The sequence below is a fragment of the Sorangium sp. So ce836 genome (assembly GCF_028553905.1).
Taxonomy (GTDB): Bacteria; Myxococcota_A; Polyangia; order Polyangiales; family Polyangiaceae; genus Sorangium; species Sorangium cellulosum_D.
Map to the genome: position 1 here is coordinate 6481348 of NZ_CP102233.1, position 25492 is coordinate 6506839.

A 25492-nucleotide genomic window follows, 5' to 3' on the forward strand; every position below is an offset into this window, starting at 1 on the left:
CGCACGCCCGACGGCGCGGCGGCACCACCGCGCGGAGGCCGAAGGCGCGGACCTCCGCGCGCGGCGTTCAGCCGTAGTCCTTCTCGACCCGCTCCTGGTCCTCTTTGCAGCGGATGCAGAGGGTCGTCTCGGGGCGCGCCTCGAGGCGCTTCGCCGAGATCTCCTCCTCGCACTCCTCGCACTTGCCGAACGAGCCGTCCTCGATCTTCAGGAGCGCCTTGTGGATCTTGTCGAGGAACGACTTCTCGCGGCCGCGGAGCCGGAAGGTGAACGACTGCAGGTACTCGCTCGACGCGAGATCCATCTCGTCCGGGAGATCGTTCGCGTCGAGCATCATGTCTTCGGTCAGCGTTTGCTTGGCCTTCTTGACGATCTCGTCGCGCTTCGTCTCAAGCAGGGTCTTGAACTTTTTCAGCTGGGCCTTGTTCATAGGTCCTCTCGCGTCGAATGCGCCGTTCGGCGCCGCCGTCTGAGCTCCCTGGCGCATGCAAGCCGCGGGGCGTCGACCCCCGGGCTGCCGGAACGGGGCTTACGGCTCCGCGACATGTCCGGAGAGGCCGGATAGCCCCCCGAAATTGCGAGGCGCGGGATTCTAGGCGTGAGCGCCGTGCCCGTCAACGACGCCTCCGTCGGTGGCAGAGTTCGCCCGATGCGCGCGGCGATCACCGCCGCATCCGTCGCCGCGGCGTCGCGCTTGGTGCGACGGCCGCGACCGATCGCTCGCAGCGGCATCGATGTCGGGAGAGCGTGGAAAGCGCCTGCGGGAACGCCCCGAGGTGCAGGAAAGGGCGGCGGTTTTGGCCCCAAACCCGCATGCTCACCGCTGAGCACGCCGGAAAAGAGACGCAGCGGACGGTTTGACGAAAGACAGCTCACGTGGAACAAATTTATCCCATATTGCTGGATTTCGATCAGAACCGAACCCCGATTCGACCTCGCGATGCCGCCACGGTGATCGTCCTGCGTGACGGTTGCGTGGGGGTCGAGGTGTTCTGCGTCCGCCGCCACGCGAGCTCGAGCTTCATGGGCGGCGCCGTGGTGTTCCCGGGTGGGAAGGTGGACGCGCAGGACGGCGCGGAAGTCTGGAGGGATCGGGCGACCGATCCGCCGGCGCGCGCTGCTGCGTTCGCGACAGACGCGACCGCGGCGCGCGCGCTGTGCGTGGCGGCGTGCCGCGAGACGCTCGAGGAGGGGGCGATCCTGCCGACGGATCCGCCGCTGTCCGGCGACGAGCTCGACGCGGTCGCGCTGGAGCTCGCCGCCGGGGCGCCGCTCGACGCGAGCCTCGAGCGGCGCGGCCTGAGGCTCGCCCTGGCGGCGCTCGTGCCGTGGGCCCGGTGGATCACGCCCGTCGCCGAGGCGCGCCGCTTCGACGCGCGCTTCTTCCTGCTGCCGCTGCCGCGCGGCCAGGTCGGGCGCCACGACGGGCACGAGACGACGATGAGCTTCTGGGCCGCGCCTTCGGAGGTGCTGGCGCGCGCCGCGCGCGGCGAGATCGTCCTCGCCCCGCCGACGTCGCGCACGCTCGAGCTGCTCTCCGCGGCCCGGGACGTGCGCAGCGCCGTGGCGCTCGCGGAACGCCAGCCGCTCCTGCCGATCTGCCCGCGCTTCGTCCCGGGCGACGGGGCCGAGCCGCCCTACCTGGCGCTGCCGGGCGACCCCTCGCACGAGATCCGCGAGCGGCGCGTCGACGGCCCGACCCGTTATGTCCTGCGCGACGGGCGCTTCGTCGCTGAAGAATGCTGCGCACATGGATCCCCGATCCACATCAAACAGGAACGAGAGCCCAGATCCACGACGAGCTTCGACACCCCCCAGACGAATGCCCCCTCCGTGCCGGCGACGCCTGATCTCGAGGAGTGAGCCATGGAAACGAACCCGAAAGAGAACACGACGCAGCCCGAGCTGTTCACCGCGAGCGACGTCGCGCGCTTCTGTCAGGTGGACCTCAAGACCATTCACAACTGGGCGGACAAGGGGGAAATCCGCCACTTCCGCACGCCCGGACGGCACCTCCGCTTCCGGCGACTGGACGTGCTCGATTTCCTCCGAAAGTACGGCTACCCCATCCCGGAGATCCTGCGGATGGGCAAGCCGAAGGTCGTCGTGGTCGATGACGACCCCGCCGTCCTCGCCGCGCTCCGCAAGACCCTTTCGCGGAGGTTCGACCTGACCACGTTCCAGGATCCGTTCGACGCCCTCGTCGCGGTGGGCAACCTCCAGCCCGACGCGCTCATCCTGGACGTGATGATGCCGGGGCTCGACGGCGTGCGCTGCCTGGAGCGCCTCCGGTCCATCGACTCGACCTCGCACATCCGCTGTATCGTCTACTCGAACCACGAGGAGATGAAGAAGAACGCGACCGAGGCCGGCGCCTACGACTTCATCAAGAAGGGCGAGGCCGGCGAGCTGCGCGACTCGCTCGAGCGGCTCATGGGCCTCGAGCGGGGGTGATCCCGGCGCGGGCGGCGCTCTTGCGGGCCGTCCTCGCCCTTCACTTGCCCTCGCGGTAGGCGCGGATCGCGTTCACGATGGCGTCCGCCATCTTCTGCCGGAAGTCGGCGGTGGCGAGGCGCGCCTCGTCGTCGGGGTTCGAGATGAACGAGGTCTCGAACAGCGCGGCCGGCATGTCGGCGCCCGCCAGGACGAAGAAGCCCGCGCCCTTGACGCCCTGGTCCTTCGTGTCGGGGTAGCGGGGCGACAGCGAGGCGAGCGACGACCGCTGGAGGAGCTCGGCGAAGTGGCGCGAGCGGGCCGCCATGTCGCCGACGTTGAGGTTCGACAGGATCGCCGCCACCTCGCGGCGGGCCTCGGGATCGCCCGGATCCGCGCCCTGCCCGCCCCTGGCGGCGCGGGCGGCGTTCTCGCGCGCCGCCAGCGCGGCCGACGTCGACTCGGCGTCGTGAGGCGCCGCGAGCGAGAAGGTCTGGACCCCGCGCGCGCGGCCGTTGTCGCTGGCGTTGCAGTGGATCGAGACGAACAGGTCGGCGTGGAACGCGTTCGCGCGCGCGGTGCGGAGCTCGAGCGGGACGTAGGCGTCGCTGTCCCGGGTGAGGAGCGTCTCGATCTTGAGCTCGCGCGCGAGGAGCGGGGCGACGCGGTGGGCGACGTCGAGCGTCACGTCCTTCTCCTTCAGCCCGGTCGGCCCGACGGCGCCGGTGTCGTTGCCGCCGTGCCCCGGGTCGATCGCGACGCGCCGGACCTCCCGCGCGCCGCCGGGCTTGCCCTCGTCGTCGCGCACCGGCGGGCGGGTGCTCACGTCGACGACGATCCGGAACGGCTCGGGCAGGTAGAAGATCCGGCGGTACAGGTTGGCGGCGAGATCGAGGACGACGCGCGTGCCCTTCGGCTGCACGCCGACGCGCACGCGCCGGAGGACGCCGCCGACCTCGATCTCCCGCGCGACGCCGCGCGACGTCGCCCTCGCGATGTCGACGAAGATGCGCGCGTCCTTGCCGGCGGTCTCGTCCGCCGGGAGCGTGCCGACATTGAACGTCGTCGGCGCGGAGAGCTCGATGACCACGCGCGCCCCCTTGTCCGAGCCGTGCCGCTCGATCGACGTGACCTTCACCGGGCCCGCGGGCGCCGCGGAGGCCGGAGGGGCGACGACGAGATCGCCCGAGGCGTCGGCGGTCGTCTGCACCGGCGCCGCGCTCGCCGCGGAGGCGAGAGGCGCGGCGCCCGGCGCGAGCGCGAGCGCGAGCGCGACGCCCTCGACGCGGTGCCCCTCCTGCTCCAGGGCGCGCAGCGCGTCCCCGCTGGGCCGATAGGCGGCGGCCTGCGCCAGGGCGACCGCGATGGCGCCGAGGCACGGCGAGGGCGCGGGCGGCGCGCCGCCGGACGCGGGCGGCGAGAGGGCCGCGTAGCGCCGGGAGACCAGGTAGAGCTCGCGGTACGAGACGGCGGCGTCGCGGGCGAGCTCGCCGGCGAGCAGCGCGCGGCGGCGCTCGGCCTGGCACGCGCGCTCGAGGTGGGCCGGATCGGCCGAGGCGCGGAAGGCGGTCGCCGCGGCGCTGTAGAGCTCCATCGCCTCGCGCGCGTCGGTGGCCGCCTGATCGAGGCGGAAGAGCCGCACGCGGAGGTCGGCGGCGAGCTCCGCGAGCGCGGCGGCCGGCGCCCCGGCCTCGGCCCGCGACGACGCGATGGCGACGGCGTCGGCGAGGGCGACCGTCTCGGCGCGGGGCGGGAGCAGCGCGCCCGGATCGAGCAGCGCGGCGGCGCGCTGCTCGTCGGAGAGGGCGGCGGGAGCGGCGGGCGCGCCGCCGTCGGCGCCGCACCCGAGGGTGTGCGCGGCCACCGCAAAAAGCGGGATCGCCGCGCAGGCCAGGGCGTTACGATGCAGCTGCGCTGGGGTGGTGCGCCGTCGGTTCGCCAGAGCTGCCCCGCGCGCCGAACGAACGGCGATACGTCCCGGAGGTTTCACGTGCCCGACCTCACGCCCACTTCATCCACAGAACCCCTCTACGCGGATCGTGCGTCGGGGGAGAGGTTTGCCGACGCGACGAGCATGGTCAACGCGTATCTCGCCCGGTACGCCGCGAGCTCTCGGGGCGGGGCCGGATCGCCGGGCGGCGCGGGCGCCAGCACGCTCGACGAGACCGGGTACGCGCAGCTCCAGCACGGGAGCGCGACGATCGGCGTCAACGTGCTCGAGGCCCAGGGGGTCCTGATGGTCTTCTCTCCGATCATGGCGGTCCCCCAGAGCGGGCGGGAGGCCTTCTACCGGCGCCTCCTGGAGCTCAGCTTCGTCGCCACCTCCGACGCGGCGTTCGCGATCGACAGGTCGCGCAACGAGGTGGTGGTGCGCTGCCTGCGGCGGCTCAGCGCGCTCGAGTACGAGGAGTTCGAGGATATCGTCACGACGGTGAGCCAGGTCGCCGACAAGTGGGACGACGCGCTGCTGCGCGAGGTGCGCGGCGGATGAGCGGGTCGATGCGCCTCCCGGGGCGCGGGCGGCGCGCGCCCCCGCCGCCGCGCGGCAGGCGGGCGACGCGCGGCTCCGTCGCGAGATTGCGGTGCGGCAGACGCGGGTGATAAGTTCCTCACCGCGATGACTGCGGGGGAGCGACCGACGACCGCGGAACCTGGTGAGCGCTCCCTCTCTGCGGAGGAAGCGGATCGGCTCGCGGCGTCGATCCGGCCCTCGTGGGAGGGGTTCGACGAGCGGGGCAGCGCCCCCGGCGCCCGGGGCGACGAGCGCGGCAGCGCCCCCGGCGCCGCGACCGCGAAGCCGCCGGAAGCCGGCGCGGCGCCCCCTGTCGATGCGCCGGCCGCGAAGCCGCCGGAGGCCGGCGCGGCGCCCCCTGTCGATGCGCCGGCCGCGAAGCCGCCGGAGGCCGCGGCGGCGCCCCCCGTCGATGCGCCGGCCGCGGGGCGCGAGCCGGCGATGGCCGCCTTCTCTGCCGCGCCGATCGCGCCCGCGGCGCGCGTGCTGGAAGCGCCGCCGGCCGGCGCGTCCGGCGTGTCCGACACCGTGATCGAGGGGGTCCCGACCATCGCCGTCGGCGACGACGCGCAGGGGGCGCCGGCCGCTGCGGCCACGCCCAAGGCCGCAGCGGGCGCTCCCGAGGCCGGCGCGCAGGACAGCCCCGCGCCTCGGCCGCCCGCGGACGCCCAGACGAGCGGCGGCGCTGCCGGCGCCGGCGCGGTCGGCGCTCCGGAGGGCGGCGCGGCGAAGCCGGGCCAGCCCCTCGCGCCCGCCGGAAAGACGCGCGTCGGTGTGGGCGAGCCGGATGCGGCGGACGGCGCGCCGACGGCCGAGCCCGGCGGCAAGGCCGGCGCACGGGCCGCTGAGCCGGGGCGCCCGGAGCCGACCCCCTCCCCTGCGCGCGAGCATGAGCCGCCGTCCGCGCGGCCTGCGCGCACCCGCTCTCGCGCGGCGCCCCCGGCGACGGAGGGCGCCGGTTCGGTGACCGCGTCCGCCGTGCGCACGGAAGACCACGATCCGATCGAGATCCCGGTCTCCACGCCGAACAAGGCGGCGCTGCGGATCGTCATCGCCCTCGTCGGCGCGGTCTTCCTCTTCTTCGTCGTCCGCGCCCTGCGTAACGACGACGCCGGCGACGATCCCAGGCCGTCCGCGGCGGAGGCGCAGCCCACGGCGACGGCGGCACCTCCCGCCGTCACCGCGCAGGCAACCGCCGGCCCTTCGCCCGCCGCCGCTGCCACGGAAGGCGACGTCGCGCCGGCGCCGAGCGCCTCCGCGCCGGCGAGCCCTCCGGCCCCCGCGGCGACGACATCTGCCTCCGCCGCGGCGCCGTCCGCCGCCGCGCCGCCGTCTGCCGCCGCGCCGCCAGCGACGCCCCCGGCGCCGGCGGCCGAGCCCAAGGCAGCTCCGGCACCGAAGAAGCCTGCGCCGGCGCAGCGCGGGAGCTCGACCGGAGGCAACAAGGGCGGCGGCATCATCCGCGATGCGCCGTTCTGAAGCGCCCCCGCTCTCCGCCTCGGCAGCGAGGCTTGCTGCAGTCGTTCGTTACCTTCCGCGGACGCCGACGAGGCGAAGCCGACCTGAGGAGCCATGAAAACACGCGCCTGCGCCCCCGTTCTCCTGCTCTCGCTCATCGCTCCTGCCGTGCTCACCGAGGCCGGGCTCCCCTCCTCTCTTCTCGGCGAGCCGCTCTGCTTCGCGCAGTCGTCCGATCCCGTCACCGAGGTCGCGCGCCAGCGTTACGAGGACGGGGTCAAGGCCTATGATGCCGGCCGGTTCGAGGATGCGCGCACGGCGTTTCTTCAGGTCTACGCGCTCAAGCGGCACCCGGCCGTGCTGCTCAACCTCGGGCAGAGCGAGCTTCGCTCCAATCACCTGGAGGACGCCGGCAAGCACCTCCAGCAGTTCCTGCGCGAGCACACCACCGCGACGCCGGACCAGCGCGCCGCCGCCGAGAAGGCGCTCGCCGACGTGAAGCGGCGGACCGGCTTCATCGTCGTGTCGACCGACGCGAACGGCGCGGACGTCAGCGTCGACGGCGTCCTCGTCGGCAAGGCGCCCCTGCTCGATCCGGTGTTCGTGACCCCCGGCAAGCACACCTTGTTCGCGACCTACCAGGACCGCTCGGCGACGGTCCAGGTGGATGCGAAGATCGGCACGGCCACGCCGGCGACGCTCACCCTGGGAACGACCGGCGCGCCCGTCGCCAGCGCGCCGACGCCCGCGCCGGGGGCGTCGCAGGCCGCGCCGACCTCGGGCGTGCCGGCGGGGGCCACGCCGCCGGGCACCGCGCAGCCGGCCCCCGGCTCGCCGACGCCGGGCGCGACGACCCCGGGCGCGACCGCGCCCGGCGCAGCAACCCCCGGCGCGGCGGCGCCCGGCGCAGCGGCACCCGGCGCGACAGCGCCGAGCGCTCCGCCGGCGGCGACGAGCTCCGGCGGGCTCAGCGTCTCGACGAGCAGCACGCTGGGCACGATGAGCCCGGACCAGACCTCCGGCGGTCGCGAGCCGTTCTTCCACTGGTACGCGCGCAAGCCGCTCGCCTGGGCGGGGACGGGCGTCGCGGGCGTCGGTCTGGTCATGGGGATCATCGGCTCGGCGATCGCCGTCAACGCGCGCGGCAACGCCGACGAGGTCGGGCAGACGATCGAGGCGTACGTCGCGAGCCACGAGAGCACGATCCCCGCAAACCGCAGGTCGCAGCCCTGCGGCGCGCGCGAGGATCCCTCGGGCGACCTCCCCGGCTTCCAGACCGCGTGCGGGACCCTGCGGGATGAGCTCGACCGCTACGACGGCGCGCTCCCCTGGGCGATCACCGGGTGGGTCCTCCTCGGCGTCGGGGTCGTCGGCACCGCGACGTACGCCATGATCGACTGGTACCCCCAGAAGCAGCAGACCGCGTCGGGCGGCCCGCGCATCACCGCGATCGCGCCGTTCGTGGCGCCCGGTCAGGCGGCCCTCGGCGTCGCGGGCACCTTCTAGTTCCGCCCGCCCGACGTCCGTCCAGGGATAGGGATCCGGAGAGAGATCCGCTACTTCGCCCAGAGCACGGAGAGGTCGAGCTCGATGGCATCGAAGGGCTCGACGCGGACGCGCGCGGCGTCGCGGTGGGTCGCGACGGGGGTCCATGCGCGCCCGGACGCGAGCGCGAAGACCTCGAGCGTGCGCGCGATCGGGTCGACCAGCCACGCGTACCGCACGCCCTCGCGCGCATAGATCGGCATCTTCTCGTCGCGGTCGACGTCCTCCGTCGAAGGGCTCAGCACCTCGCAGATCCAGTCCGGGGCGAGCTCGAAGTAGGCCGTATCGGGCAGCTCCGGCATGCGCTCGACGCGCCAGCCCGCGAGATCGGGCACAAGCGCGTCGATCTCGCCGGGCGCGTTCGGATCGGGGAAGTGGAGCTCGGGCTCGTCCAGGAGGTGCCAGCCGCCGGGTCCGCCCTCGCCCAGATCGAAGGGGCCGGACAGCTTACCCCCGAGCCTGGACGACGCCCGTGCATGTCGCGGTGCGGGCCGGGGGAACACGTGCAGGGTGCCGCGAACGAGCTCCGCCACCTTGTTCGGCGGGACCGCTTCGAGGTCGGCGTACGTGGCGCGGCGCTGCTTCTCGGCGGGCTCGCCCATGGGCCAAGCCTGCCCGGGGACGCGAGGCAAAACAAGTCGGTGAGGAGCAGGCCGGAGCGGCGCGCGGCGGCTCGCGCTGTGGACCGCCGCGCGAGCCGTCCACGTCGGTTGACCCGGGTTCGCCGCTAGGTAGCCTCGCCGTCGTGGAGCTGCGGTTCGACCTCTGGCATCTGGCTTTCGTGAGCCTCGTCGCGGGCCGGGCTCCGCCAAACTTCGAGGTCCTGTCCGAGGTGCGGCTCACGATCGAGCCTCAGCGCGCGGACCTCTTGCTCCTTCGCCGGGTCGGCGCCGAGCGGAAGGATGACCAGGCGCTCGTGCTGCGCGCGCTCTGGGCGCGGCTCGGGCGGGTGGCGATCGTGGAGTACAAGAGCCCCGTCGAGTCGTCGTTCCGGCCCGGCGATCTGGTGCGGCTCGTGACCTATGGCGGACTGTACGAGACGGCCCACCTCGACGAGCTGCCGGCGCCAGGGGACCTGACGCTGGTGCTGGTGGTCGCGTCGGTAACGCCGACGCTGCGCCAGGATCTGGCGCGCAAGGGCTGGACCCTGAGCCCGCTCGGGGGCGGGTATGCGCGCATCGACGGGCCGATGTACACTACGTACGTCGCCATCACGGACGAGGTGACCGACGCGGAACGCGACGACTACCTGCGGCTCTTCAGCCATCGGACCGCCCAGCCGGGCGAGGCAGCGCGGTGGCTGAAGCAGTGGATGAGGGACACGAGGATGAAGCAGCCGGACATCGAGGAGCTCCCGGGGTACGAGGAGATGTTCCAGAAGCTGGTCGAGGCGATGCCCGTGGAAAAGCGGCTCGCCGGGCTCGCCCCCGAGCAGCGCCTCGCCGGGCTCGCCCCCGAGCAGCGCCTCGCCGGGCTCGCCCCCGAGCAGCGCCTCGCCGGGCTCGCCCCCGAGCAGCGCCTCGCCGGGCTCGCTCCCGAGCAGCGCCTCGCCGGGCTCGCCCCCGAGCAGCGCCTCGCCGGGCTCGCCCCCGAGCAGGTGATCCTCGCGCTCCCGGTGGAGGTGCTGCGCATGCTCCCCGAGGAGCATCTCCAGTCGCTCCCCCCCGACGTTCAGGAAACGATCAAGAAGCGCCTCCGGGGCACCGCTCATTGACGCGCGGCTCGCGAGAGCAAGGCCCAGTGAATGCGCCCTCGAGGACGACGTCGCCTGCTTGATCTCGGTGTGCGATCAGCGGCCCGTAGGATGAGGGATACGAGGATGAAGCAGCCGGACATCGAGGAGCTCCCGGAGGCCGAGGAGATGTTCCAGAAGCTGGTCGAGGCGATGCCTGTGGAGAAGCGGCTCGCCGGCCTCACCCTCGAGCAGCGGCTCGCCGGCCTCACCCTCGAGCAGCGGCTCGCCGGCCTCACCGCCGAGCAGGTGATCCTCGTGCTCCCGGTGGAGGTGCTGCGCATGCTCGCCGAGGAGCATCTCCAGTCGCTCCCCCCCGACGTTCAGGAGACGATCAAGAAGCGCCTCCGGGGCACCGCTCAGTGACGCGCGGCTCGCGAGAGCAAGGCCCACTGGATGCGCCCTCGAGGGCGACCTCGCCCGCTTGATCTCGGTGCGCGATCAGCGGCCCGGGGATGGTCGCATGGTCTCGTGGGACAACGGAGGGGCAGCGATACCTGATGAGCATGAGCCAGCGCATCGAGCCATCCATCGGGTCTTCCCGGCGGAGAGCCTAGCCCTGGCGGAGCGCGACCGGTTGAGTCAGGCGCTCCTGCCAGCGTGACAGCGGGGTTACGGCGCGTCCGCAGCGCTGGCACGCCGCGTTCTCGATCGGGAGTGGCTTCAGACCGGCGCGGGCTCGATGGGCTTCGGCTCGGCGGGCTTGGCGTCGGCGGGCTTGGCGTCGGTGGGCTTGGTCTCGACGGGCGCCGGCTCGTCCGGCGCGGCGGCGCTGCCGCGGCGCTTCGGGCGGAGCCTCCGCAGGGCGTTGCGGAACGACGTGGCGCTGAAGCGGCGCTTCGCCTCGGGGAGGTCCCAGCACGCGTTGACGTCGGCGGCGCGCGCCTCGTTCCCGAGCAGCGTGGCGTACGTCACGATGGAGTTGCGGAGCACCATCGCCTCTTCCCGGTTGCGCAGGCCGAGGATGCCGAGCAGGTCGCGGCCGCTCACCTCGTCGAGCAGGGCGCTGCCCTCGCGCAGGAAATCCTCGGTGAGGCCGACGGGCGCGAGGCGGGCCTGGTGCTGCTTGGCGAGCCGAAGCAGCATGGCGAGATCGCTGGTCTCCTCGGTGAGCGTGCCGGTCGTGTTGACGTCGGCGAACTGCTCGGCGACGTCCGGCTCGAACGCGAACGCCTGGTCGGCGAACGCCTTGAGCCGCGCGCGCCACGGCCGGCTCGCCTTGATCACCTGGTCGATGGGCCGCACCTGATAGGCCCCGGTGCGCCTGCCCTCGCCGAACCAGAGGTTCGCCGTGTCGAGCAGCTGCATGGCGCCGCGGAGCAGCGCGCGGCGCTCGGGACCGTAGGCCTTGCTCGCGAGCGCCGCCTCGTACTGGACGACGGCCAGGTAGAGGTCCCGGAGCTCCGTGAGGGTGGTCGAGATGGGCTGGCTCGGCTCCATGACCTCGCGGACGATGCGGTCCATCTCGGACCGCGCGGCATCGAGGAGGGCCTGAAACTCCGCGGGGGTCGCGACCGCGCGGGTCTCCTTCAGGACGGCGTGCTGCTCTTGTGACAGTTCGATTCCCATGAACCTACCTCCAGTGGGGGTGGCGAGCGGGCAGGCGTAGCACTGCGGCAGAGCTCGCGGCCGCACCAGGCAAGATGCGGTCGTCCGGAAGCACGGTGTCGACGCCGGGGAGCTGCGCCAGCGCGCCCGGGATGCTCCCCAGCGAGCCGGGAACGCGGCCAGCGCCGCCTAGACGGCCGGGAAACCGTGTCAGCAGCGCCGGGGAGCCGTTCCAGCAGGTCCGAGGAGCGATACCAGCAGCTCCGAGGAGCCATGCCAGCAGCTCCGAGGAGCCCTACCAGCAGCTCCGAGGAGCGATACCAGCAGCTCCGAGGAGCCCTACCAGCAGCTCCGAGGAGCCCTACCAGCAGCTCCGAGGAGCCCTACCAGCAGCTCCGAGGAGCCCTACCAGCAGGCCCGAGGAGCCCTACCAGCAGGCCCGAGGAGCCCTACCAGCGGGTGCTGGCAGGCATCCCGGGGCTGCCGGGGAGGCGCCGGCAGCTGCTGGCAGAGCGCCGGGAGCTGCTGGGCCAAGGAAACCCGCCGACGCTCACACGCCGCCCGCCTCGATGATGGCCCGAGCCTCGGCCGGGTGGCGCTTGCACTCGAGCAGCGCTCCGAGCAGGAGCGGCGCCACGATGGTGGCGTCCGACTCGATCACGAACATGGGCGTGTCCGCGGTCAGCTTGTCCCAGGTGATCTTCTCGTTGGGCGTGGCGCCGGAGTACGAGCCGTAGGACGTCGTCGAGTCGGAGATCTGGCAGAAGTAGGCCCAGGGCCGGGCCGGCTCGTCGAGATCGTACTTGAGCGACGGCACCACGCAGATCGGGAAGTCCCCCGCGATGCCCCCGCCGATCTGGAAGAACCCCACGCCCGCGCCCGCGCTGAGCGCGCGGTACTGATCGTACAGCTCGGCCATGTACTCGATGCCCGACTTCACGATGCTCGCGCTGAACTCGCCACGCTTCACGTAGGACGCGAAGATGTTGCCGAAGGTCGAGTCCTCGTGGCCCGGGACCACCAGCGGCAGCCCGGCCTCCGCGGCGGCGAGCAACCAGCACTCCTCGGGCGGCCCGCGATGGAGCGCGGGCTCGACCGCCCGGACCAGCTCGTAGAAGTACTCGTGCCAGAAGCGGCGCTCGCCGCTCGCCGTCGCCCGCTCCCACATGGGGACGATGTGCTTCTCCACCGCGCGGAAAGCCTCGTCCTCCGGGATGCTCGTGTCGGTCACGCGCCGCATCCGGTCCTCGAGGATCCGCGTGTCGTCCTGCTTGGTGAAGTAACGGTAGTCGGGGAAGTCGCGGTAACCGTCATGCGCCACGAGGCGGAACAGCGACTCCTCCAGGTTGGCGCCGGTCACGGACATGCCGTGGATCAGGCCGGCGCGGATGGCCGGCGCCAGCGTGATGCCGAGCTGGGCCGAAGACATCGCCCCGGCCACGGCCCAGAACATCTTCCCCCCGCGCTCGATGTGCTCCCAGTAGGCGAGGAGCGCGTCGCGCGTCGCGCGGGCGTTGAAATTCTTGTAATTGCGGAGAACGAACGAGAGGAGGGGCAGCGTCGTGGATGCCGACGTCGTTCCAGCCATGTTTCGCCGAGCCTCGGCGACCACGAAGATCGTCCCGGTGGTCTCGGGTCGCGCAAGCCACCAGGGACGCGCTACGGACCGGCTCAGGCCGGGCCGCCATTGCAGCGTCGGGTGGCTTCGGGGGGAACCCTAGCACGAATCGCGCGGATCGCATCGAGCGCGTCTCAGCGGGCGGAAACCGTGCGAGAGGCGCGCGCCGCCGCGCACAGCCCCCCGCCGGCGCGTGCGCGCGGGAAAGGCGCCACGCGCCGACCTCACCGCTCCCTCGCGGCCCGCAGCAGATCCCGCATCGTCGAGCGCGGGATGTCCGCGAGCCGCGCCGCGGCGCTGATGTTGCCGCCCACCTCCTCGAAGGCGCGGAGCGCGTCCGCGGGCGAGATCTTCCGGCGGACCGGCGGCTCGCGATCGGCGAGGACGGCCGTGATGTGCTCCGGCAGCACGCGGCCGTGCGCGCGCAACGCAGCTTGGATGAGCACGTTCCGCAGCTCCCGGACGTTGCCTTGCCAGCGGTGCGCCCGCAGCGCGACGAGCGCCCCGGGCGACAGCTGCCGCGGGCCGATCTCGGACGTCGCCAGCAGGTGCTCGGCGAGGAGCGGGATGTCGTCCGGCCGCTCGCGCAGCGCGGGGAGGTGGATCCGGCACACCGCGAGCCGCTCGTAGAGGTCCGCGCGGAAGCGCCGCTCGGCGACGAGCGTCTCCAGCGGCTCGCAGGTCGCGACGATGAGCCGCACGTTGACCTGCGTCGACCCCTCCCCGCCCAGCGGGCGCACCACCCCCTCCTCCACGACGCGCAAGAGCTTCGCCTGGACCTCCAGCGAGAGCGCCGCGATCTCGTCGAGGAAGAGCGTGCCCTGGTTGGCCTCGACGAACGCGCCCCGCCGGTCCCGATGCGCGCCGGTGAACGCGCCCCGCCGGTGGCCGAACAGCTCGGACTCGGCGATGTCGCGCAGGATCGTGGCGGCGTTCAGCACCACGAACGGCCCGTCCGCCCTCATGCTCATCGCATGGATCGCCCGGGCGACAAGATCCTTGCCCGTGCCCGACTCGCCGCGCAGGAGCACGGGGAGCTGGAGCGGCGCCACCCGCCGCACCGCCGCGGCGAGCTGCCGCATCGGCCGCGAGCGGCCGACGAGCGACGGCAGCGGCGGCCCCTCCTCGATCGGCGGCACCCGCCGCGCCGCCTCGACGCACACCGCCGTGCGGCCGATCTCGAAGCAGCCGCCAGGGACGAGCATCGCCTGCCGCACCCGCACGCCGCCGACGCGGACGCCGTTGCGCGAGTCGAGATCGGTCACCTCGATCGAGGCGCCGCGGTGCACGACGCGGCAGTGGCGAGCGCTCACCGCGACGTCGTCGATCCTCACGTCCGCTGCCGGGGCGCTGCCCAGGACGAGCTCGGCGCCCGGCCCGACCGCGATGCGCACCGGCGTGCTCCAGCCGCTCTGATCGCAGCGGAGCCACACCGTGGCGAGCGCCTCGCGATCCTCCACGAGCTCGATCGTGGCGTCCCGGCTCGACCGGGCCTCGCCGCCCTGAGCTCTCGGGCCCGGCCGACCGCTGGGCGCCCCCGCGGGCCCCCTCCGCAGCGCCGCGGCGGGCGCGGCGGGCGCGGCGGCGGGGTGAACGGACGTGACGGGCCTGAAATCGCGATCCTCTTCGCTGCGGGTCGGTGCGTTGTCCATGGTCCAGGAGGTCTGTCGTCGGCGCGCGCGGCGCAGTTGCGTCGCTCGCCCCGCCCCGTCGACATTCCTCGCGCCGGCCCGTCACCCCCTTTGCGCTCGGGACCGCGCTGTTCTAGAGGCCGTTCGTGGCATCGCGCTCAACAGGGTGGATCGCGCCGGCGCTCGGCGCGGTGGCAGCGGCCTGGGTGCTCTCGGCCAACCAGGCCCTCGCCCAGCCAGCAGATCAAGGCACGTCGGCCGCTGTCGAGGACGACGAGGAGCCCGGGCCGGAAGCCGGCGCGAAGCGCCCCGCCGGGCCGGACGAACGAAGCGGGCACGTCCTGATCCAGGGACGCGCCGGCTACAACCTGCCCTTCGGGGGCATGGCCGCCGGACAGCCGGTCAGCGAGAAGGTCTCGGGCGGCCTCGCGTTCGGCGCCAACGTCGGCCTCGGGCTCAGCCGCGTGACCGTCGTGGAAGCGAGCGGCTCCTACGCCCTGCTCTCCGCGGCCGCCGGCTGCGACGGCTGCTCCGGCCGGAGCCTCGATATCGGCCTCGGGTTCGTCTACCACCTCGCCCAGGGCATCGCCTTGGACCCGTGGATCAGCTACGGCGTGGGCTACCGGCGGGCCGTCCTTACATGGCAGGAGGGCTCGGCCGCCGGGCCGACAGCCTCCGACCATGTATTCCATGGGCTCGACGTCGCCCGCATCGCGCTGGGCGGCGATTTCTACCCCGTGTCGAGCTTTGGCGTCGGGGTGTTCGCCGAGCTCGACGCCGGCACCTACCTCTCGCGACCGGGCGAGGACGCCGGTGCCACCGCCTACGGATTCTTCCAGTTCGGCCTGCGCCTCGCGCTGGATCCCGTCCCCCGCGGCGCGCGTACCTCCGCCGTCTCGGCCGGTACGTCTCGGAGGATCGCCGTCCAGGCGACCGGCTCCCCGGGGGCGGCCCGCCGGTAAAGCAGCCGGAATGTGGGCGGTCCGGGGGGCCGGACGGGTATAATCAGCCGCGAATGGGCGAGTTCAGGACGAGCAGCCGCACCCGACCCGTCGCGGCTGCCGTGACCGACGTTGGACGCCAGCGGAAGCACAACGAGGACAACGTCCTCGTGAAGTCCGAGCTCGGTCTCTTCGTCGTGGCCGACGGCATGGGCGGGCACAACGCGGGCAACGTCGCCAGCGCGCTCGCGACAAAATCGCTCGACAACTTCTTCGAAGCGACCCACGCCGGCAGCCTGCCCGGCCCCGTCGCCGCCGACGAGCAGGAGCTCGATCCCGAGGCACGGCGCGTCGTCGCGGCGATCCGCAAGGCGAACCACGATGTGTTCGTCATCTCGAACACGTACACCCAGCACCAGGGCATGGGCTCGACGGTGGTCGCCGCCTACGTGTCGCGCGAGACCGACCGGATCCACGTCGGGCACGTCGGCGACAGCCGCTGCTACCGGATCCGGCACGGCGAGATCGAGCAGCTCACGAAGGACCACTCGCTCATCAACGACGCCCTCGCGCTCAAGCCCGACCTGAGCCAGGACGAGCTGGCGAGGCTCCCGAAGAACATCATCACGCGCGCGCTCGGCATGAAGGACGCGGTGAAGGTCGACATCCGCTCGGAGCGCATCGAGCCCGGCGACGCTTTCCTGCTCTGCTCGGACGGGCTGAGCGGGATGGTCTCGGAGCAGCAGATGCTCGATGTGTTCGACATCACCCAGGACCCCCAGGAGGCCTGCGCGCTCCTCATCGAGATGGCCAACGAGGCGGGCGGGACCGACAACATCTCGGCGCTGATCATCCGCATCCTGCCGGAGGCGGAGGACGAGCGGCAGCCCGACGACGCGGAGCTCGAGGACACCCGGCCCCACCACGTCGACGAGTTCGGCGCGCTGCTCCCGCCGCCGCCGGTCCGCGCGGCGCGGGCCCGGGCCGAGGAGGCCGATCTCGACGCGGCCGCCTCCTCGGGCGACGAGCGCATCGCGGCGCAGCCGATCCACTCCGTCGCGGGCAACGGCCTGCGAAGCCACGCCCAGGGCGCCTCGGGCGCGATGTCGCGCGCGGCCGCCGCGCCGTTCACCGACCGGCGCTCCCGGGCCGCCGCTGGCTCCGGCCGCTACGTGGCGGTCGCGGCGGACCCGAGGCCGGCGGCGCCCCCGGTGAAGGAAGCCCCGCCGGCGAAGCCCGCGAAGCGCCAGACCGAGGTGCGCGTCGCGCGGTGCGCGCACTGCAAGCACGAGCTCTTCATCGGCAACCGCTTCTGCGTCGAGTGCGGCGCGCCCATCAAGCCGTGAGCAGCGCCGCGGGCGCGCCCGGCGCGGCGCCCCGCGATGCGCCCGCGCGCCGATCGCGAGCCGCGGCCGGCGCTGCGGGGGCAACGCGGCGCATCACTTGAGCGCGAGCAGCTCGACCTCGAAGATGAGGGTCGAGTTGGGCGGGATCACGGGCGGGAAGCCGCGAGCGCCGTAGCCGAGCTCCGGCGGGATCGTCAGCTTGCGGACGCCGCCGATCTTCATGCCGGCGACCCCCTGATCCCACCCCTTGATCACCTGACCGGCGCCCAGCTTGAACGAGAAGCCCTGGTTGCGGTCGCGCGAGCTGTCGAACTTGCTGCCGTTCGTCAGCGTGCCGACGTAGTGAACGGTCACGAGCTGGCCGTGCTTCGCCTCGTCGCCCGTCCCTTCCTTGAGGTCCTCGATCCCAAGCCCTGCTTGCATGACTGACTCCTTTCGACGCCGATGGGAGGAGCGCCGCGCGGTCGCGTCAAGCCGAAGCTGCGCGCGGGCGCTCCGAGCGAGCGCTCGCGAGCGCCGAGGGGCCCGGAGAACCGCGGGTCAGCCGCCGAGGCCGGGGAACGTGAACACGGGCGCGCCGCCGGTCAGCCGCCAGGTGTTGGCGGTCTGCTGCACGATGGGCTGGCGCAGCGCCGGGTGCGGGTGCGTCTGCTCGAAGGCGAACAGGATCGCGGCCGGCGTGAGCTGATCGAGCGACGCGAAGAAGCCGAGCGTGAGCATCGCGCCCCCCTCGGTCCACCGGTACCCCTGCCGCCGCGCGCCGGCGGAGAGCAGGTTGTTCACGCCCGCGACGTCCGCGGCGATCTCGTTCGGCTGGTTGAAGACGGGGAGCGCGCGCGACAGCATCCGCCCGAGATCCGCGGGCGTGACGCCGCGGCTGCCGCCCTGCCCGTTCGCGCAGCCCGTGTGCCCGAGGTGATGGTGGCCGAGCTCGTGGCCGAGCACGAACGCGAGCTGCTCCTGGTAGAGCTGGCGCTGCCGCTCGACCTTGCGCGCGTCCGTGTGCTGCGCGGGATCGATGAAGCCCGCCGGCGGCCGGATGATCGGCTGCCCGGGCCGCTGCCGCTGCGCGAGCATCCGCAGGAACTCGTCGAGCTTCCTCGTCCCGAAGATCTCGTCGGTCGCCTTGAACTGCGCGATCTGCGCCTGCACCTCGAGCAGCCCGTCGGTGATCGCCATGAACGGCATCCGCTGGTCGTCGCAGCCGGCGAACGCGTTCACCTCGCCGACCGTCGGATCGGCGATGAAGGGGATGCCCTTCACCTTCTGCTGCGCGGCCGACGGCAGCGCGCCGATCAGCGCGCCCATGACGACGCCGGCCTCGGACTGGAGCCAGCCGACGTTGATGTCGTTGATGGGATCGCCGAGCACCGGCAGCCCGGGCACCGTGGGCACGGTGAAGGTCGGCGCCGGCGCGGGCCCGGTCTGCGCCGGCGGGTACCCGGGCTGCTGCGGGTAGCCGGGCTGCTGCGGGTAGCCGGGCTGCTGCTGCGGGTAGCCGGGCTGCTGCTGCGGGTAGCCGGGCTGCTGCTGCGGGTAGCCCTGCGGGGGCGCGCCGTACGGAGGGTAGCCCTGGCCGTACGTAGGCTGTGACGGAGGCCGGCGCGAGCTGCTCCGCTGACAGCCTGCGACGAGGCCGAGAGCCAGAGCGAGGGCGCCGATCGATCGAAGCAGGTTCATCGCCCGCGAGCATAGCGCACGGAGCGGGCGTCAACCTGCGCTCCGGCGCGAGCAGGATCCCAGCGCGGCGCGGCTCGCGCGCCGCGATGAGCCGAAAGCCGCGGCCCGGGCGTCAGGCGCAGGAGGACCGATGAACAGAATCCGAGCCTGGTCTGCAGCCGCCGCCCCCCTGTGGATCAGCGCCGTCGCGCTCTCGGGGTGCGGCGGCGCCTCCGTCGCGCATGCGCCCGCGGCGCCGGAGCCGGCCGGCACCGTCGCCTCCGCGACGCCGCGCGAGGAGGGCTCCATCGAGACGGCCGACGACGCGCTCGCGGCGCTCGAGCGCGCGGAAGGCGAGCTCGACCAGGCCCTCGGCGGACCGGCCGCTCACGAGGAGGACCGCGCCGCGGCGCAGGCAGCGCCGTCGGGAGCGCCGCCGCCACCGGCAACGGCGCCGTCGCCGCCGCGCGCGGCGGCGACGGCGGAGGCCTCCGGCAGCGCCCCCGCGCCGTCCACGCGGGCGACGACCACGGCCGGCGGGCACCCGGCCAAGAAGGCCGAGGCCGCGCCGGTGTCCGCGGCGCCGTGCGAGACCGCGTGCCGCGCGCTCGCGTCGATGAGCCGCGCCGCGCAGCACCTCTGCGGGCTGGCCGGCGACGCGGACGCGCGGTGCGACGCCGCTCGCACCCGCGTCAAGAGCGCGACCGACCGCGTCGAGGCGCGGTGCCCGCGCTGCGCCGAGCCCTAGCGCGGCGGGGCTCCGCGGCGTCCGCGCCCGCGGCCGCGGTACGGACCGTCCGCGGAAGCGGCGTCAGGGCCCCGGCGCGAGGAGCTGGAGCAGCCGCACGTTCTTGTACATCTCCCCGAGCGAGCCCGCCGCCGCCTGGCCGGCCTTCGCCAGCCGATCGAGCTCCTCGGGCCGCACGTCCACCTGCACCGTGAGCCGAGCCGCGGCCGGATCCACCGCGAACGTCGCGCGCTTCGCGACCTCGGCGAGCGCCGCGCCGGGCTCCGGGCCGACGAGCGCCGTCAGCGCGTCCACGTTCGCGCGCTTCTCCTCCAGGAGCTTCCGGAGCTCCTCGGCCGCTTCGGCCGACGCGGCGTCGATCGCGACGGTCGCCGAGAGGCCCCCCTTCGTCGAGAGGCCGACGGTGACGGCGCGCGGGCCGGTCGCGCCGGTGAGGATCGCCCGGAGGCTCGGCTTGCTCTCGGCGAGCAGGGCGACGCCCAGGAGGGGGCGATCCCACCCGATGTGCGCGAGGCGGGAGGTGACCTCGTCCCGGCTCGCCAGCGACGCGTCGGCCTCCTCGGCGTCGATGCTCGCGCGGAGGTCGGGCTCGGCGCCGTACAGCAGGATCGAGCCGTCGCGCACGGCGATCGCGTCCTCGCCGGCGCGGAGCAGGTACTTCACGCCCTTGTACTCCGCCTGGACGTAGCTGTGCTCCGCGAGGCGCGCCGCGAGCTTCCGCTCGTCGAAGCGCCCGCGCGCGACGACGAGCGACGGGGAGAGGACCAGCTTGTCGACGTCGAACCCGAGATCGATGCCCGTCGCCTTCTTGATGTCGTCGCGGGTGCGCTCGATGTGCTGCCGCACCGCGCCGCCCTCCGCGCCGAGCGCCTTCAGATCGAGCTGGTGAGGGTCGACGATCACCACGCCGGGAGCGCTGCCGTGGACATACTCGAGCAGCGACTCGTCCTTCGGGAACGTGGCCGCGCGGAGGTGCGCCAGCCCGAAGCCGAGGAGACCGGTCTGCTGGGCGAGGACGACGGCGAACACGAGGGCGAGGAGCACGATGTACTTGGCCTTGCCTCGCTTCTTGGGTGCTCCGGCGGCTCGGGCCGGCTTCGACGCGCTCTCGGTGCTCATCTGTACTCGCTGCGCCCTCGCTGGATACCGCGTGCCGCCGGGCCCTGCGGGAACCGCCGCCGCAAGCGCCTCGAGCGCCGCCCGTCGACCTGGAGCGCGCCGCGGCAGAGCATAACCGGAAGCGGGACGCCGGCCAGGCCTTCCGCCGGGGCCGCTGGACGGATAGAAACGACGCGACGTGCCTCGATCCTCGTCCCCCGATGGCGGCCACGGCGCGCTCGCACAGCCGAGCGACGGCGCCGCGCTGCCCGCCGCCCTCGGCCGCTACAACGTGCAGCGCCTCCTCGGCGAGGGGGCGATGGGGCGCGTCCTGCTCGCGCACGATCCGGTGCTCGATCGCGACGTCGCGCTGAAGCACCTGCGGGACGATCTCCGCATCCCGCGCGACGTCCGCGAGCAGCTCGTCGTGAGGATGCGCCACGAGGCGCGCGCCGCCGCCCGCGTGACGCACCCGAACCTGGTCACCCTCCACGACGTCGGCGAGGACCCGGATTTCGGGCTCTACCTCGTCTTCGAGTACGTCGAGGGGCCGACGCTGAAGCAGCACCTCCTCGAGCGCCCGCTCTCGGCCGCGCAGGCGGCGCGGCTGGCGCGCGAGCTCGGCGAGGCGCTCACGATCGCGCACCGCGCGGGCATCGTCCACCGCGACATCAAGCCGGAGAACATCATCCTCTCCGCGAACGGCGGCAAGATCGCCGACTTCGGGATCGCCAGGATCCCGGACTCGACGCTGACGCACCAGGGGGGGCTCATGGGCACGCCCGCGTACAGCGCGCCGGAGACGTTCCGCGCCGGGAAGTTCTCGCCCGAGAGCGATCAGTTCTCGCTCGCGGCCGTGATGTACGAGGCGATCTCCGGCAAGCGCGCGTTCCCGGGCGACGACGCGGTCTCGGTCGCGTCGAAGATCGCGAGCGACGATCCGCCGCCGATCGCGCAGGGGATCGGCGTGCCGCCGTCGCTCGATCAGGTGCTCGCGCGCGGCCTGTCGAAGCGGCCCGAGGACAGGTACCCGAGCTGCGACGCGTTCGGCGCCGCGTTCGCCGACAGCCTGGAGTGGGCGGCCTCGAGCCAGCTGCCGAGGCGCATGCTGGAGGCCCCCGTCGCCGCGACGGCGGCGCTGTCCACGGAGCCGGGCGCGGTGCGCGCGGACCTGATCGGCGACGACTTCCCGCCCCGCGAGCGGAAGACGGGCCAGGTCGTCCTCGGCGCGGCCGTGGTCGTGGCCACGGCCGTCCTGCTCGCCCGCACGGCGATGCGATCGACGGACGCGCCGGTCGAGGAGCCCCCCGCAGCCGCAGCGCCGATCGCGTCGTCCGCGCCCGCGGCGCCTCGGCCGAGCGCCGTCCCCACGGCGCGGCCTGCGCGCCCGAAGCACGGGACCGCGGAGACCTCGCCGCCCGCCGCGTCATCATCATCATCGTCCACGCCGCGCGCGACGGGCAGCGCGGAGCCCAGCGCGAGCCCGCCTGGAAGCGCCCCGAGCCGGCCCGCGTCGATCACCCTCCCCGAGGACGAGGACGGCGCGGACGCCGGGGCGCCGGAGCCCGACGTCGACGACCTCGACGCGCCGGAGACCACCAACACCGCGCCGGACCCACCCGACGCGCCCGACGCTGGAGCGGCCGATGCTGCTGCGCGTTGAACGGCAGAGATCGCGGTGGCGTTGTCACGAGGAAAAAACTCACCTAAAGGAGCCCGGGTAAGCGGCGTCGCTGTCCGGAACGGCTCGACGTCGAGCGCCTCGTCGGGTCCCTCGCGGCCCCGGCAGGTCGCTCACGCTCACGCCGACCGCCGCGCTGGCGACCGTCTGGAACGCTGTTCTGCCCCTTGAGATCCCCGCGATGACTACCCTGACAAACGGCGACGATCTCCATCTGTCGCTCTACCGAAAGATGTTTCAGATACGCCGCTTCGAGGAAGAAGCGGCTCGCGCGTACGCGCAGAGCAAGATCGGCGGGTTCCTCCACCTGTACATCGGTCAGGAGCCCATCGCCGTCGGCGCCTCCGCGGCGCTCCGCCCTGACGACTACGTGATGACGACCTACCGCGATCACGGCCTCGCCCTCGCCCGCGGGATGACCGCGCGCGCCGCGATGGCGGAGCTCTACGGCAAGGTCACCGGGTGCTCGAAGGGGCTCGGCGGCTCGATGCACTTCTTCGACAAAGAGCACAACATGCTCGGCGGCTACGGCATCGTCGGCGGCCACATCCCCATCGCCGTCGGGACCGCGTTCGCGTCGAAGTACCGCGGCGAGGACCGGGTCTCGATGGTGTTCTTCGGCGAGGGGGCGGTGAGCATCGGCGACTTCCACGAGGGCATGTCCCTCGCGGCGCTCTGGAAGCTGCCGATCGTGTTCGTCTGCGAGAACAACGAGTACGCGATGGGGACGCCGCTCTCCCGCACGCTCTCGGTCGAGGACGTCTCGCTGAAGGCGCTCGCCTACGGGATGGAGCGCGATCGCTTCAACTCCGAGCACGTCCTCCAGGTGCGCGATCGCCTCGCCGAGGCCGTCGAGCGGGCGCGCAAGCACTCGGAGCCGACGCTGGTCGAGATCAGGACGTACCGCTTCCGGGGCCACTCGATGAGCGATCCGGGCAAATACCGGACGAAGGAGGAGCTCGAGGAGCGCAAGAAGAAGGACGTGCTCCTGCGCTCGCGCGTCGAGCTCGAGGAGAAGGGGCACAAGGACGCCATCGAGGCGATCGAGAAGGAGGTCGAAGAGGAGATCGCCGACGCGGTCCGCTTCGCCGAGGAGAGCCCCGAACCCGGGCCCGAGGTGCTCGAGCCCACAACCTATGCAGGACCTTTTGCGCGATGACCGTCCTAAGATTCCGGGAGGCGGTTCGCGCCGCCATGATCGAGGAAATGGAGCGCGACGAGCGGGTGTACCTCGTCGGCGAGGAGGTCGGGCACTACCAGGGCGCCTATAAGGTGACCGAGGGGATGCTCGACAAGTTCGGCGCGAGGCGCGTGATCGACGCGCCGATCACCGAGAGCGGGTTCACCGGCATCTCGATCGGCGCCGCGATGGTCGGGCTGCGGCCGATCGTCGAGTACATGACGTGGAACTTCTCCGCCGTCGCGTTCGATCAGATCCTCAACAACGCGGCGAAGCTCCGGCAGATGTCCGGCGGGCAGCTCAGCATCCCGCTCGTGCTGCGGGCGCCGAACGGCTCGGCGCGGCAGGTCGGCTCGCAGCACTCGCACGCGATGGAGCACTTCTACGCGCACGTCCCCGGCCTCAAGGTGCTCGCGCCCGCGACGCCGGCCGACGCGAAGGGGCTCCTCAAGTCGGCGATCCGGGACGACAACCCGGTGCTCTTCATGGAGAGCGAGACGCTCTACGGCGTGAAGGGCGAGGTGCCCGACGACCCGGACTTCACCGTGCCGCTCGGGGTCGCCTCGATCGCGCGCGAGGGGACCGACGTCACGATCATCTCGTGGAGCCGGATGGTGCACGTGGCGCTCGAGGCGGCCGCGGAGCTCGAGAAGGAGGGCATCAGCGCGGAGATCGTGGACCTGCGATCGCTGCGCCCGCTCGACGAGGAGGCGATCGTGAAGAGCGTCACGAAGACCCACCGCGCGGTCGTGGCGCACGAGGGCTGGCCGTACGGCGGCGTCGGCGCCGAGGTCGCCGATCGCATCCAGCGGCTCGCGTTCGACGAGCTGGACGCGCCCGTCCTGCGCGCGACGACGCTCGACGTCCCGATGCCCTACAACGCACGGCTGGAGCAGTACGTGATCCCGCAGGCGGCGCGGATCATCGAAAACGTTCACCGCGTTCTCTACAAAAGCTGACTGAGCGGACGCACATCCCCGATCAAGGTTGATAGACCCATGGCGAAGGTTCTGGAACTGCCGAAGCTGTCCCCGACCATGGAGGAGGGGCAGATCAGTGCCTGGCACAAGAAGGAAGGCGACGCGATCGACATCGACGATCTGCTCGCAGAGGTCGAGACCGACAAGGCGACCATGGAGTACAAGTCCTTCGATCGAGGGACGCTGCTCAAGATCCTCGTGCCTGCGGGCAGCGTGGTTCAGCTCGGCCAGCCTGTCGCGATCATCGGCAACCCGGGCGAGGACGTAAGCGCCCTCGTCGGGGGGAGCGGCGGCGGCGCTCCGGCGCAGAAGCCGGCGGCGGCGGCGGAGCCCAAGGGGGCTCCCGCCGCGCAGCCGGCCGGCGGCGCCGCGCCGAGCGGTGAGGCGCCCGGCACGGCCGCGCCGCCCGCGGCGCGCGGCGAGGCGGTCTCGCCGCCCACGCAGCCCGCGGCGCCGCAGCCGGCGTCCGACGGGCGCGTGCGGGCCTCGCCGTACGTGCGCAAGCTCGGCCGCGAGCGCGGGCTCGACCTCACCAGCGTCGCCGGATCGGGCCCGCGCGGGCGCATCGTCGCGCGCGACCTCGAGGGGCTGAAGCCGGCGCCGGCCGCCGCGGCGGCCGCGCCGACCGCCCCCGGCGAGCTCGCCGCGCCGGACGTGCGTCCGCTCAGCATGATGCGCAAGGCGATCGCGCGGCGCCTCACCGAGTCGAAGCAGACGGTCCCGCACTTCTACCTCTCTATCGACGTCGACGCCGATCCGCTGAACGCGCTGCGCGAGCAGATCAACGCGGATCTCGCGGCGGCCGCCGCCGAGGGCGAGAAGCCGGCCAAGATCAGCTTCAACGATCTCCTGGTGAAGGCATGTGCCATCGCGCTCGTGCGCGTGCCGGAGTGCAACGCGCAGTTCACCTCGGACGCGATCCTCGTCCACCGGCGCGTCGACATCTCGGTGGCGGTCGCCGTCCCCGAGGGCCTCGTCACGCCCGTGGTGCGCGACGCCGATCGCAAGCAGGTGCTCGAGATCGCCACCGAGGTGCGCGAGCTCGCCGGGAAGGCCAAGTCGAAGAAGCTGCGGCCCGAGGAGATGGCGAACGGGACGTTCTCGATCTCGAACCTCGGCATGTACGGGATCGACAACTTCGGGGCCGTCATCAACCCCCCCGAGGGCGCGATCCTCGCCGTGGGCCAGGTCCGCCGCGAGCCCGTCGTGCGCGGCGAGCAGGTCGTGCCGGGCCGCCGCATGGCCATGACGCTCTCCTGCGATCACCGCGTCGTCGACGGCGCGGTCGGCGCGACCTTCCTCAAGGTCCTGCGCCAGCTGCTGGAGCACCCGACGCAGATCCTGCTCGGCTGATCCTCCCCGCCACGACCAGCGCTCAGCCA

Annotated in this window: 23 protein-coding genes; 14 read left to right on the top strand and 9 right to left on the bottom strand. The window is 73.0% G+C overall.

What is annotated here, in order from left to right; genetic code table 11:
* Nucleotides 1-67 precede the first annotated feature (67 nt).
* Complete coding sequence (locus NQZ70_RS23490) at nucleotides 68-430, bottom strand: TraR/DksA C4-type zinc finger protein (RefSeq protein ID WP_129576196.1); 363 nt, start codon at nucleotides 428-430, stop codon at nucleotides 68-70.
* A 521-nt stretch (nucleotides 431-951) separates the two neighbouring features.
* On the opposite strand from NQZ70_RS23490, the gene NQZ70_RS23495 reads away from it, so the two are divergent.
* Both NQZ70_RS23495 and NQZ70_RS23500 read left to right on the top strand, forming a co-directional pair.
* A complete protein-coding gene (locus tag NQZ70_RS23495; protein ID WP_237245546.1) occupies nucleotides 952-1863 on the top strand; it encodes a hypothetical protein in 912 nt (303 codons plus the stop codon).
* Between the two features lie 3 nt (nucleotides 1864-1866).
* Nucleotides 1867-2454 carry a response regulator gene (locus NQZ70_RS23500; protein ID WP_020736479.1) on the top strand — a complete coding sequence of 196 codons (588 nt, stop codon included), beginning with the start codon at nucleotides 1867-1869 and terminating at the stop codon, nucleotides 2452-2454.
* Nucleotides 2455-2494: 40 nt separating this feature from the next.
* Here NQZ70_RS23500 and NQZ70_RS23505 read toward each other — a convergent pair whose 3' ends face one another.
* A complete protein-coding gene (locus NQZ70_RS23505; RefSeq protein ID WP_129576197.1) occupies nucleotides 2495-4297 on the bottom strand; it encodes an N-acetylmuramoyl-L-alanine amidase in 1803 nt (600 codons plus the stop codon).
* A 210-nt stretch (nucleotides 4298-4507) separates the two neighbouring features.
* Between NQZ70_RS23505 and NQZ70_RS23510 the strand changes: the two genes are divergently transcribed.
* From NQZ70_RS23510 to NQZ70_RS23520, 3 genes are all read left to right on the top strand, one after another.
* Nucleotides 4508-4924, top strand: coding sequence for a YbjN domain-containing protein (locus tag NQZ70_RS23510; protein ID WP_129576198.1), 417 nt, complete (start codon nucleotides 4508-4510; stop codon nucleotides 4922-4924).
* Nucleotides 4925-5050: 126 nt separating this feature from the next.
* Nucleotides 5051-6424: a hypothetical protein gene (locus NQZ70_RS23515; protein ID WP_129576199.1), complete on the top strand. Its 1374-nt coding sequence runs from the start codon at nucleotides 5051-5053 to the stop codon at nucleotides 6422-6424.
* A gap of 93 nt (nucleotides 6425-6517) precedes the next feature.
* On the top strand, nucleotides 6518-7909 hold the full coding sequence (locus NQZ70_RS23520) for a PEGA domain-containing protein (protein WP_129576200.1): 1392 nt from the start codon (nucleotides 6518-6520) through the stop codon (nucleotides 7907-7909).
* A gap of 50 nt (nucleotides 7910-7959) precedes the next feature.
* Here the strand turns inward: NQZ70_RS23520 and NQZ70_RS23525 are convergent, their stop codons facing one another.
* Nucleotides 7960-8550, bottom strand: coding sequence for a Uma2 family endonuclease (locus NQZ70_RS23525; RefSeq protein WP_129576201.1), 591 nt, complete (start codon nucleotides 8548-8550; stop codon nucleotides 7960-7962).
* Nucleotides 8551-8693: 143 nt separating this feature from the next.
* On the opposite strand from NQZ70_RS23525, the gene NQZ70_RS23530 reads away from it, so the two are divergent.
* Together NQZ70_RS23530 and NQZ70_RS23535 are read left to right on the top strand one after the other, a co-directional pair.
* Nucleotides 8694-9662, top strand: a complete 969-nt coding sequence (locus tag NQZ70_RS23530) for a hypothetical protein (protein ID WP_129576202.1) — start codon at nucleotides 8694-8696, stop codon at nucleotides 9660-9662.
* A 105-nt stretch (nucleotides 9663-9767) separates the two neighbouring features.
* Complete coding sequence (locus NQZ70_RS23535; RefSeq protein ID WP_207217930.1) at nucleotides 9768-10046, top strand: hypothetical protein; 279 nt, start codon at nucleotides 9768-9770, stop codon at nucleotides 10044-10046.
* Nucleotides 10047-10343: 297 nt separating this feature from the next.
* Here the strand turns inward: NQZ70_RS23535 and NQZ70_RS23540 are convergent, their stop codons facing one another.
* The 3 genes from NQZ70_RS23540 to NQZ70_RS23550 all read right to left on the bottom strand — a co-directional run bounded on the left by NQZ70_RS23540 (nucleotide 10344) and on the right by NQZ70_RS23550 (nucleotide 14498).
* Complete coding sequence (locus tag NQZ70_RS23540) at nucleotides 10344-11249, bottom strand: hypothetical protein (protein ID WP_129576203.1); 906 nt, start codon at nucleotides 11247-11249, stop codon at nucleotides 10344-10346.
* Between the two features lie 529 nt (nucleotides 11250-11778).
* Nucleotides 11779-12816, bottom strand: a complete 1038-nt coding sequence (locus tag NQZ70_RS23545; protein ID WP_129576204.1) for a deoxyhypusine synthase family protein — start codon at nucleotides 12814-12816, stop codon at nucleotides 11779-11781.
* A 254-nt stretch (nucleotides 12817-13070) separates the two neighbouring features.
* Entirely contained in the window at nucleotides 13071-14498 is a 1428-nt protein-coding gene (locus NQZ70_RS23550; RefSeq protein WP_129576205.1) for a sigma 54-dependent Fis family transcriptional regulator, read from the bottom strand.
* A gap of 125 nt (nucleotides 14499-14623) precedes the next feature.
* On the opposite strand from NQZ70_RS23550, the gene NQZ70_RS23555 reads away from it, so the two are divergent.
* A complete protein-coding gene (locus NQZ70_RS23555) occupies nucleotides 14624-15439 on the top strand; it encodes a hypothetical protein (protein WP_237245547.1) in 816 nt (271 codons plus the stop codon).
* Between the two features lie 53 nt (nucleotides 15440-15492).
* Nucleotides 15493-16764: a Stp1/IreP family PP2C-type Ser/Thr phosphatase gene (locus tag NQZ70_RS23560; protein ID WP_129576206.1), complete on the top strand. Its 1272-nt coding sequence runs from the start codon at nucleotides 15493-15495 to the stop codon at nucleotides 16762-16764.
* 93 nt (nucleotides 16765-16857) lie between these two features.
* Here NQZ70_RS23560 and NQZ70_RS23565 read toward each other — a convergent pair whose 3' ends face one another.
* Together NQZ70_RS23565 and NQZ70_RS23570 are read right to left on the bottom strand one after the other, a co-directional pair.
* Nucleotides 16858-17187, bottom strand: a complete 330-nt coding sequence (locus NQZ70_RS23565) for an FKBP-type peptidyl-prolyl cis-trans isomerase (RefSeq protein ID WP_061626525.1) — start codon at nucleotides 17185-17187, stop codon at nucleotides 16858-16860.
* A gap of 117 nt (nucleotides 17188-17304) precedes the next feature.
* On the bottom strand, nucleotides 17305-18444 hold the full coding sequence (locus tag NQZ70_RS23570; RefSeq protein WP_272829047.1) for a M48 family metalloprotease: 1140 nt from the start codon (nucleotides 18442-18444) through the stop codon (nucleotides 17305-17307).
* A gap of 130 nt (nucleotides 18445-18574) precedes the next feature.
* On the opposite strand from NQZ70_RS23570, the gene NQZ70_RS23575 reads away from it, so the two are divergent.
* On the top strand, nucleotides 18575-19171 hold the full coding sequence (locus NQZ70_RS23575) for a hypothetical protein (protein ID WP_129576208.1): 597 nt from the start codon (nucleotides 18575-18577) through the stop codon (nucleotides 19169-19171).
* 63 nt (nucleotides 19172-19234) lie between these two features.
* Here NQZ70_RS23575 and NQZ70_RS23580 read toward each other — a convergent pair whose 3' ends face one another.
* Complete coding sequence (locus NQZ70_RS23580) at nucleotides 19235-20290, bottom strand: hypothetical protein (protein ID WP_129576209.1); 1056 nt, start codon at nucleotides 20288-20290, stop codon at nucleotides 19235-19237.
* Nucleotides 20291-20468: 178 nt separating this feature from the next.
* Between NQZ70_RS23580 and NQZ70_RS23585 the strand changes: the two genes are divergently transcribed.
* The 4 genes from NQZ70_RS23585 to NQZ70_RS23600 all read left to right on the top strand — a co-directional run bounded on the left by NQZ70_RS23585 (nucleotide 20469) and on the right by NQZ70_RS23600 (nucleotide 25463).
* Nucleotides 20469-21932 (top strand): serine/threonine-protein kinase, encoded by a 1464-nt coding sequence (locus tag NQZ70_RS23585; protein ID WP_129576210.1) that lies wholly within the window; start codon nucleotides 20469-20471, stop codon nucleotides 21930-21932.
* 199 nt (nucleotides 21933-22131) lie between these two features.
* A complete protein-coding gene (pdhA, locus tag NQZ70_RS23590) occupies nucleotides 22132-23109 on the top strand; it encodes a pyruvate dehydrogenase (acetyl-transferring) E1 component subunit alpha (protein ID WP_129576211.1) in 978 nt (325 codons plus the stop codon).
* Nucleotides 23106-24089, top strand: a complete 984-nt coding sequence (locus NQZ70_RS23595) for a pyruvate dehydrogenase complex E1 component subunit beta (protein ID WP_129576212.1) — start codon at nucleotides 23106-23108, stop codon at nucleotides 24087-24089. The genes pdhA and NQZ70_RS23595 overlap by 4 nt, the downstream gene beginning before the upstream one ends.
* Before the next feature lie 39 nt (nucleotides 24090-24128).
* Nucleotides 24129-25463, top strand: coding sequence for a pyruvate dehydrogenase complex dihydrolipoamide acetyltransferase (locus NQZ70_RS23600; protein WP_129576213.1), 1335 nt, complete (start codon nucleotides 24129-24131; stop codon nucleotides 25461-25463).
* Nucleotides 25464-25492 lie beyond the last annotated feature (29 nt).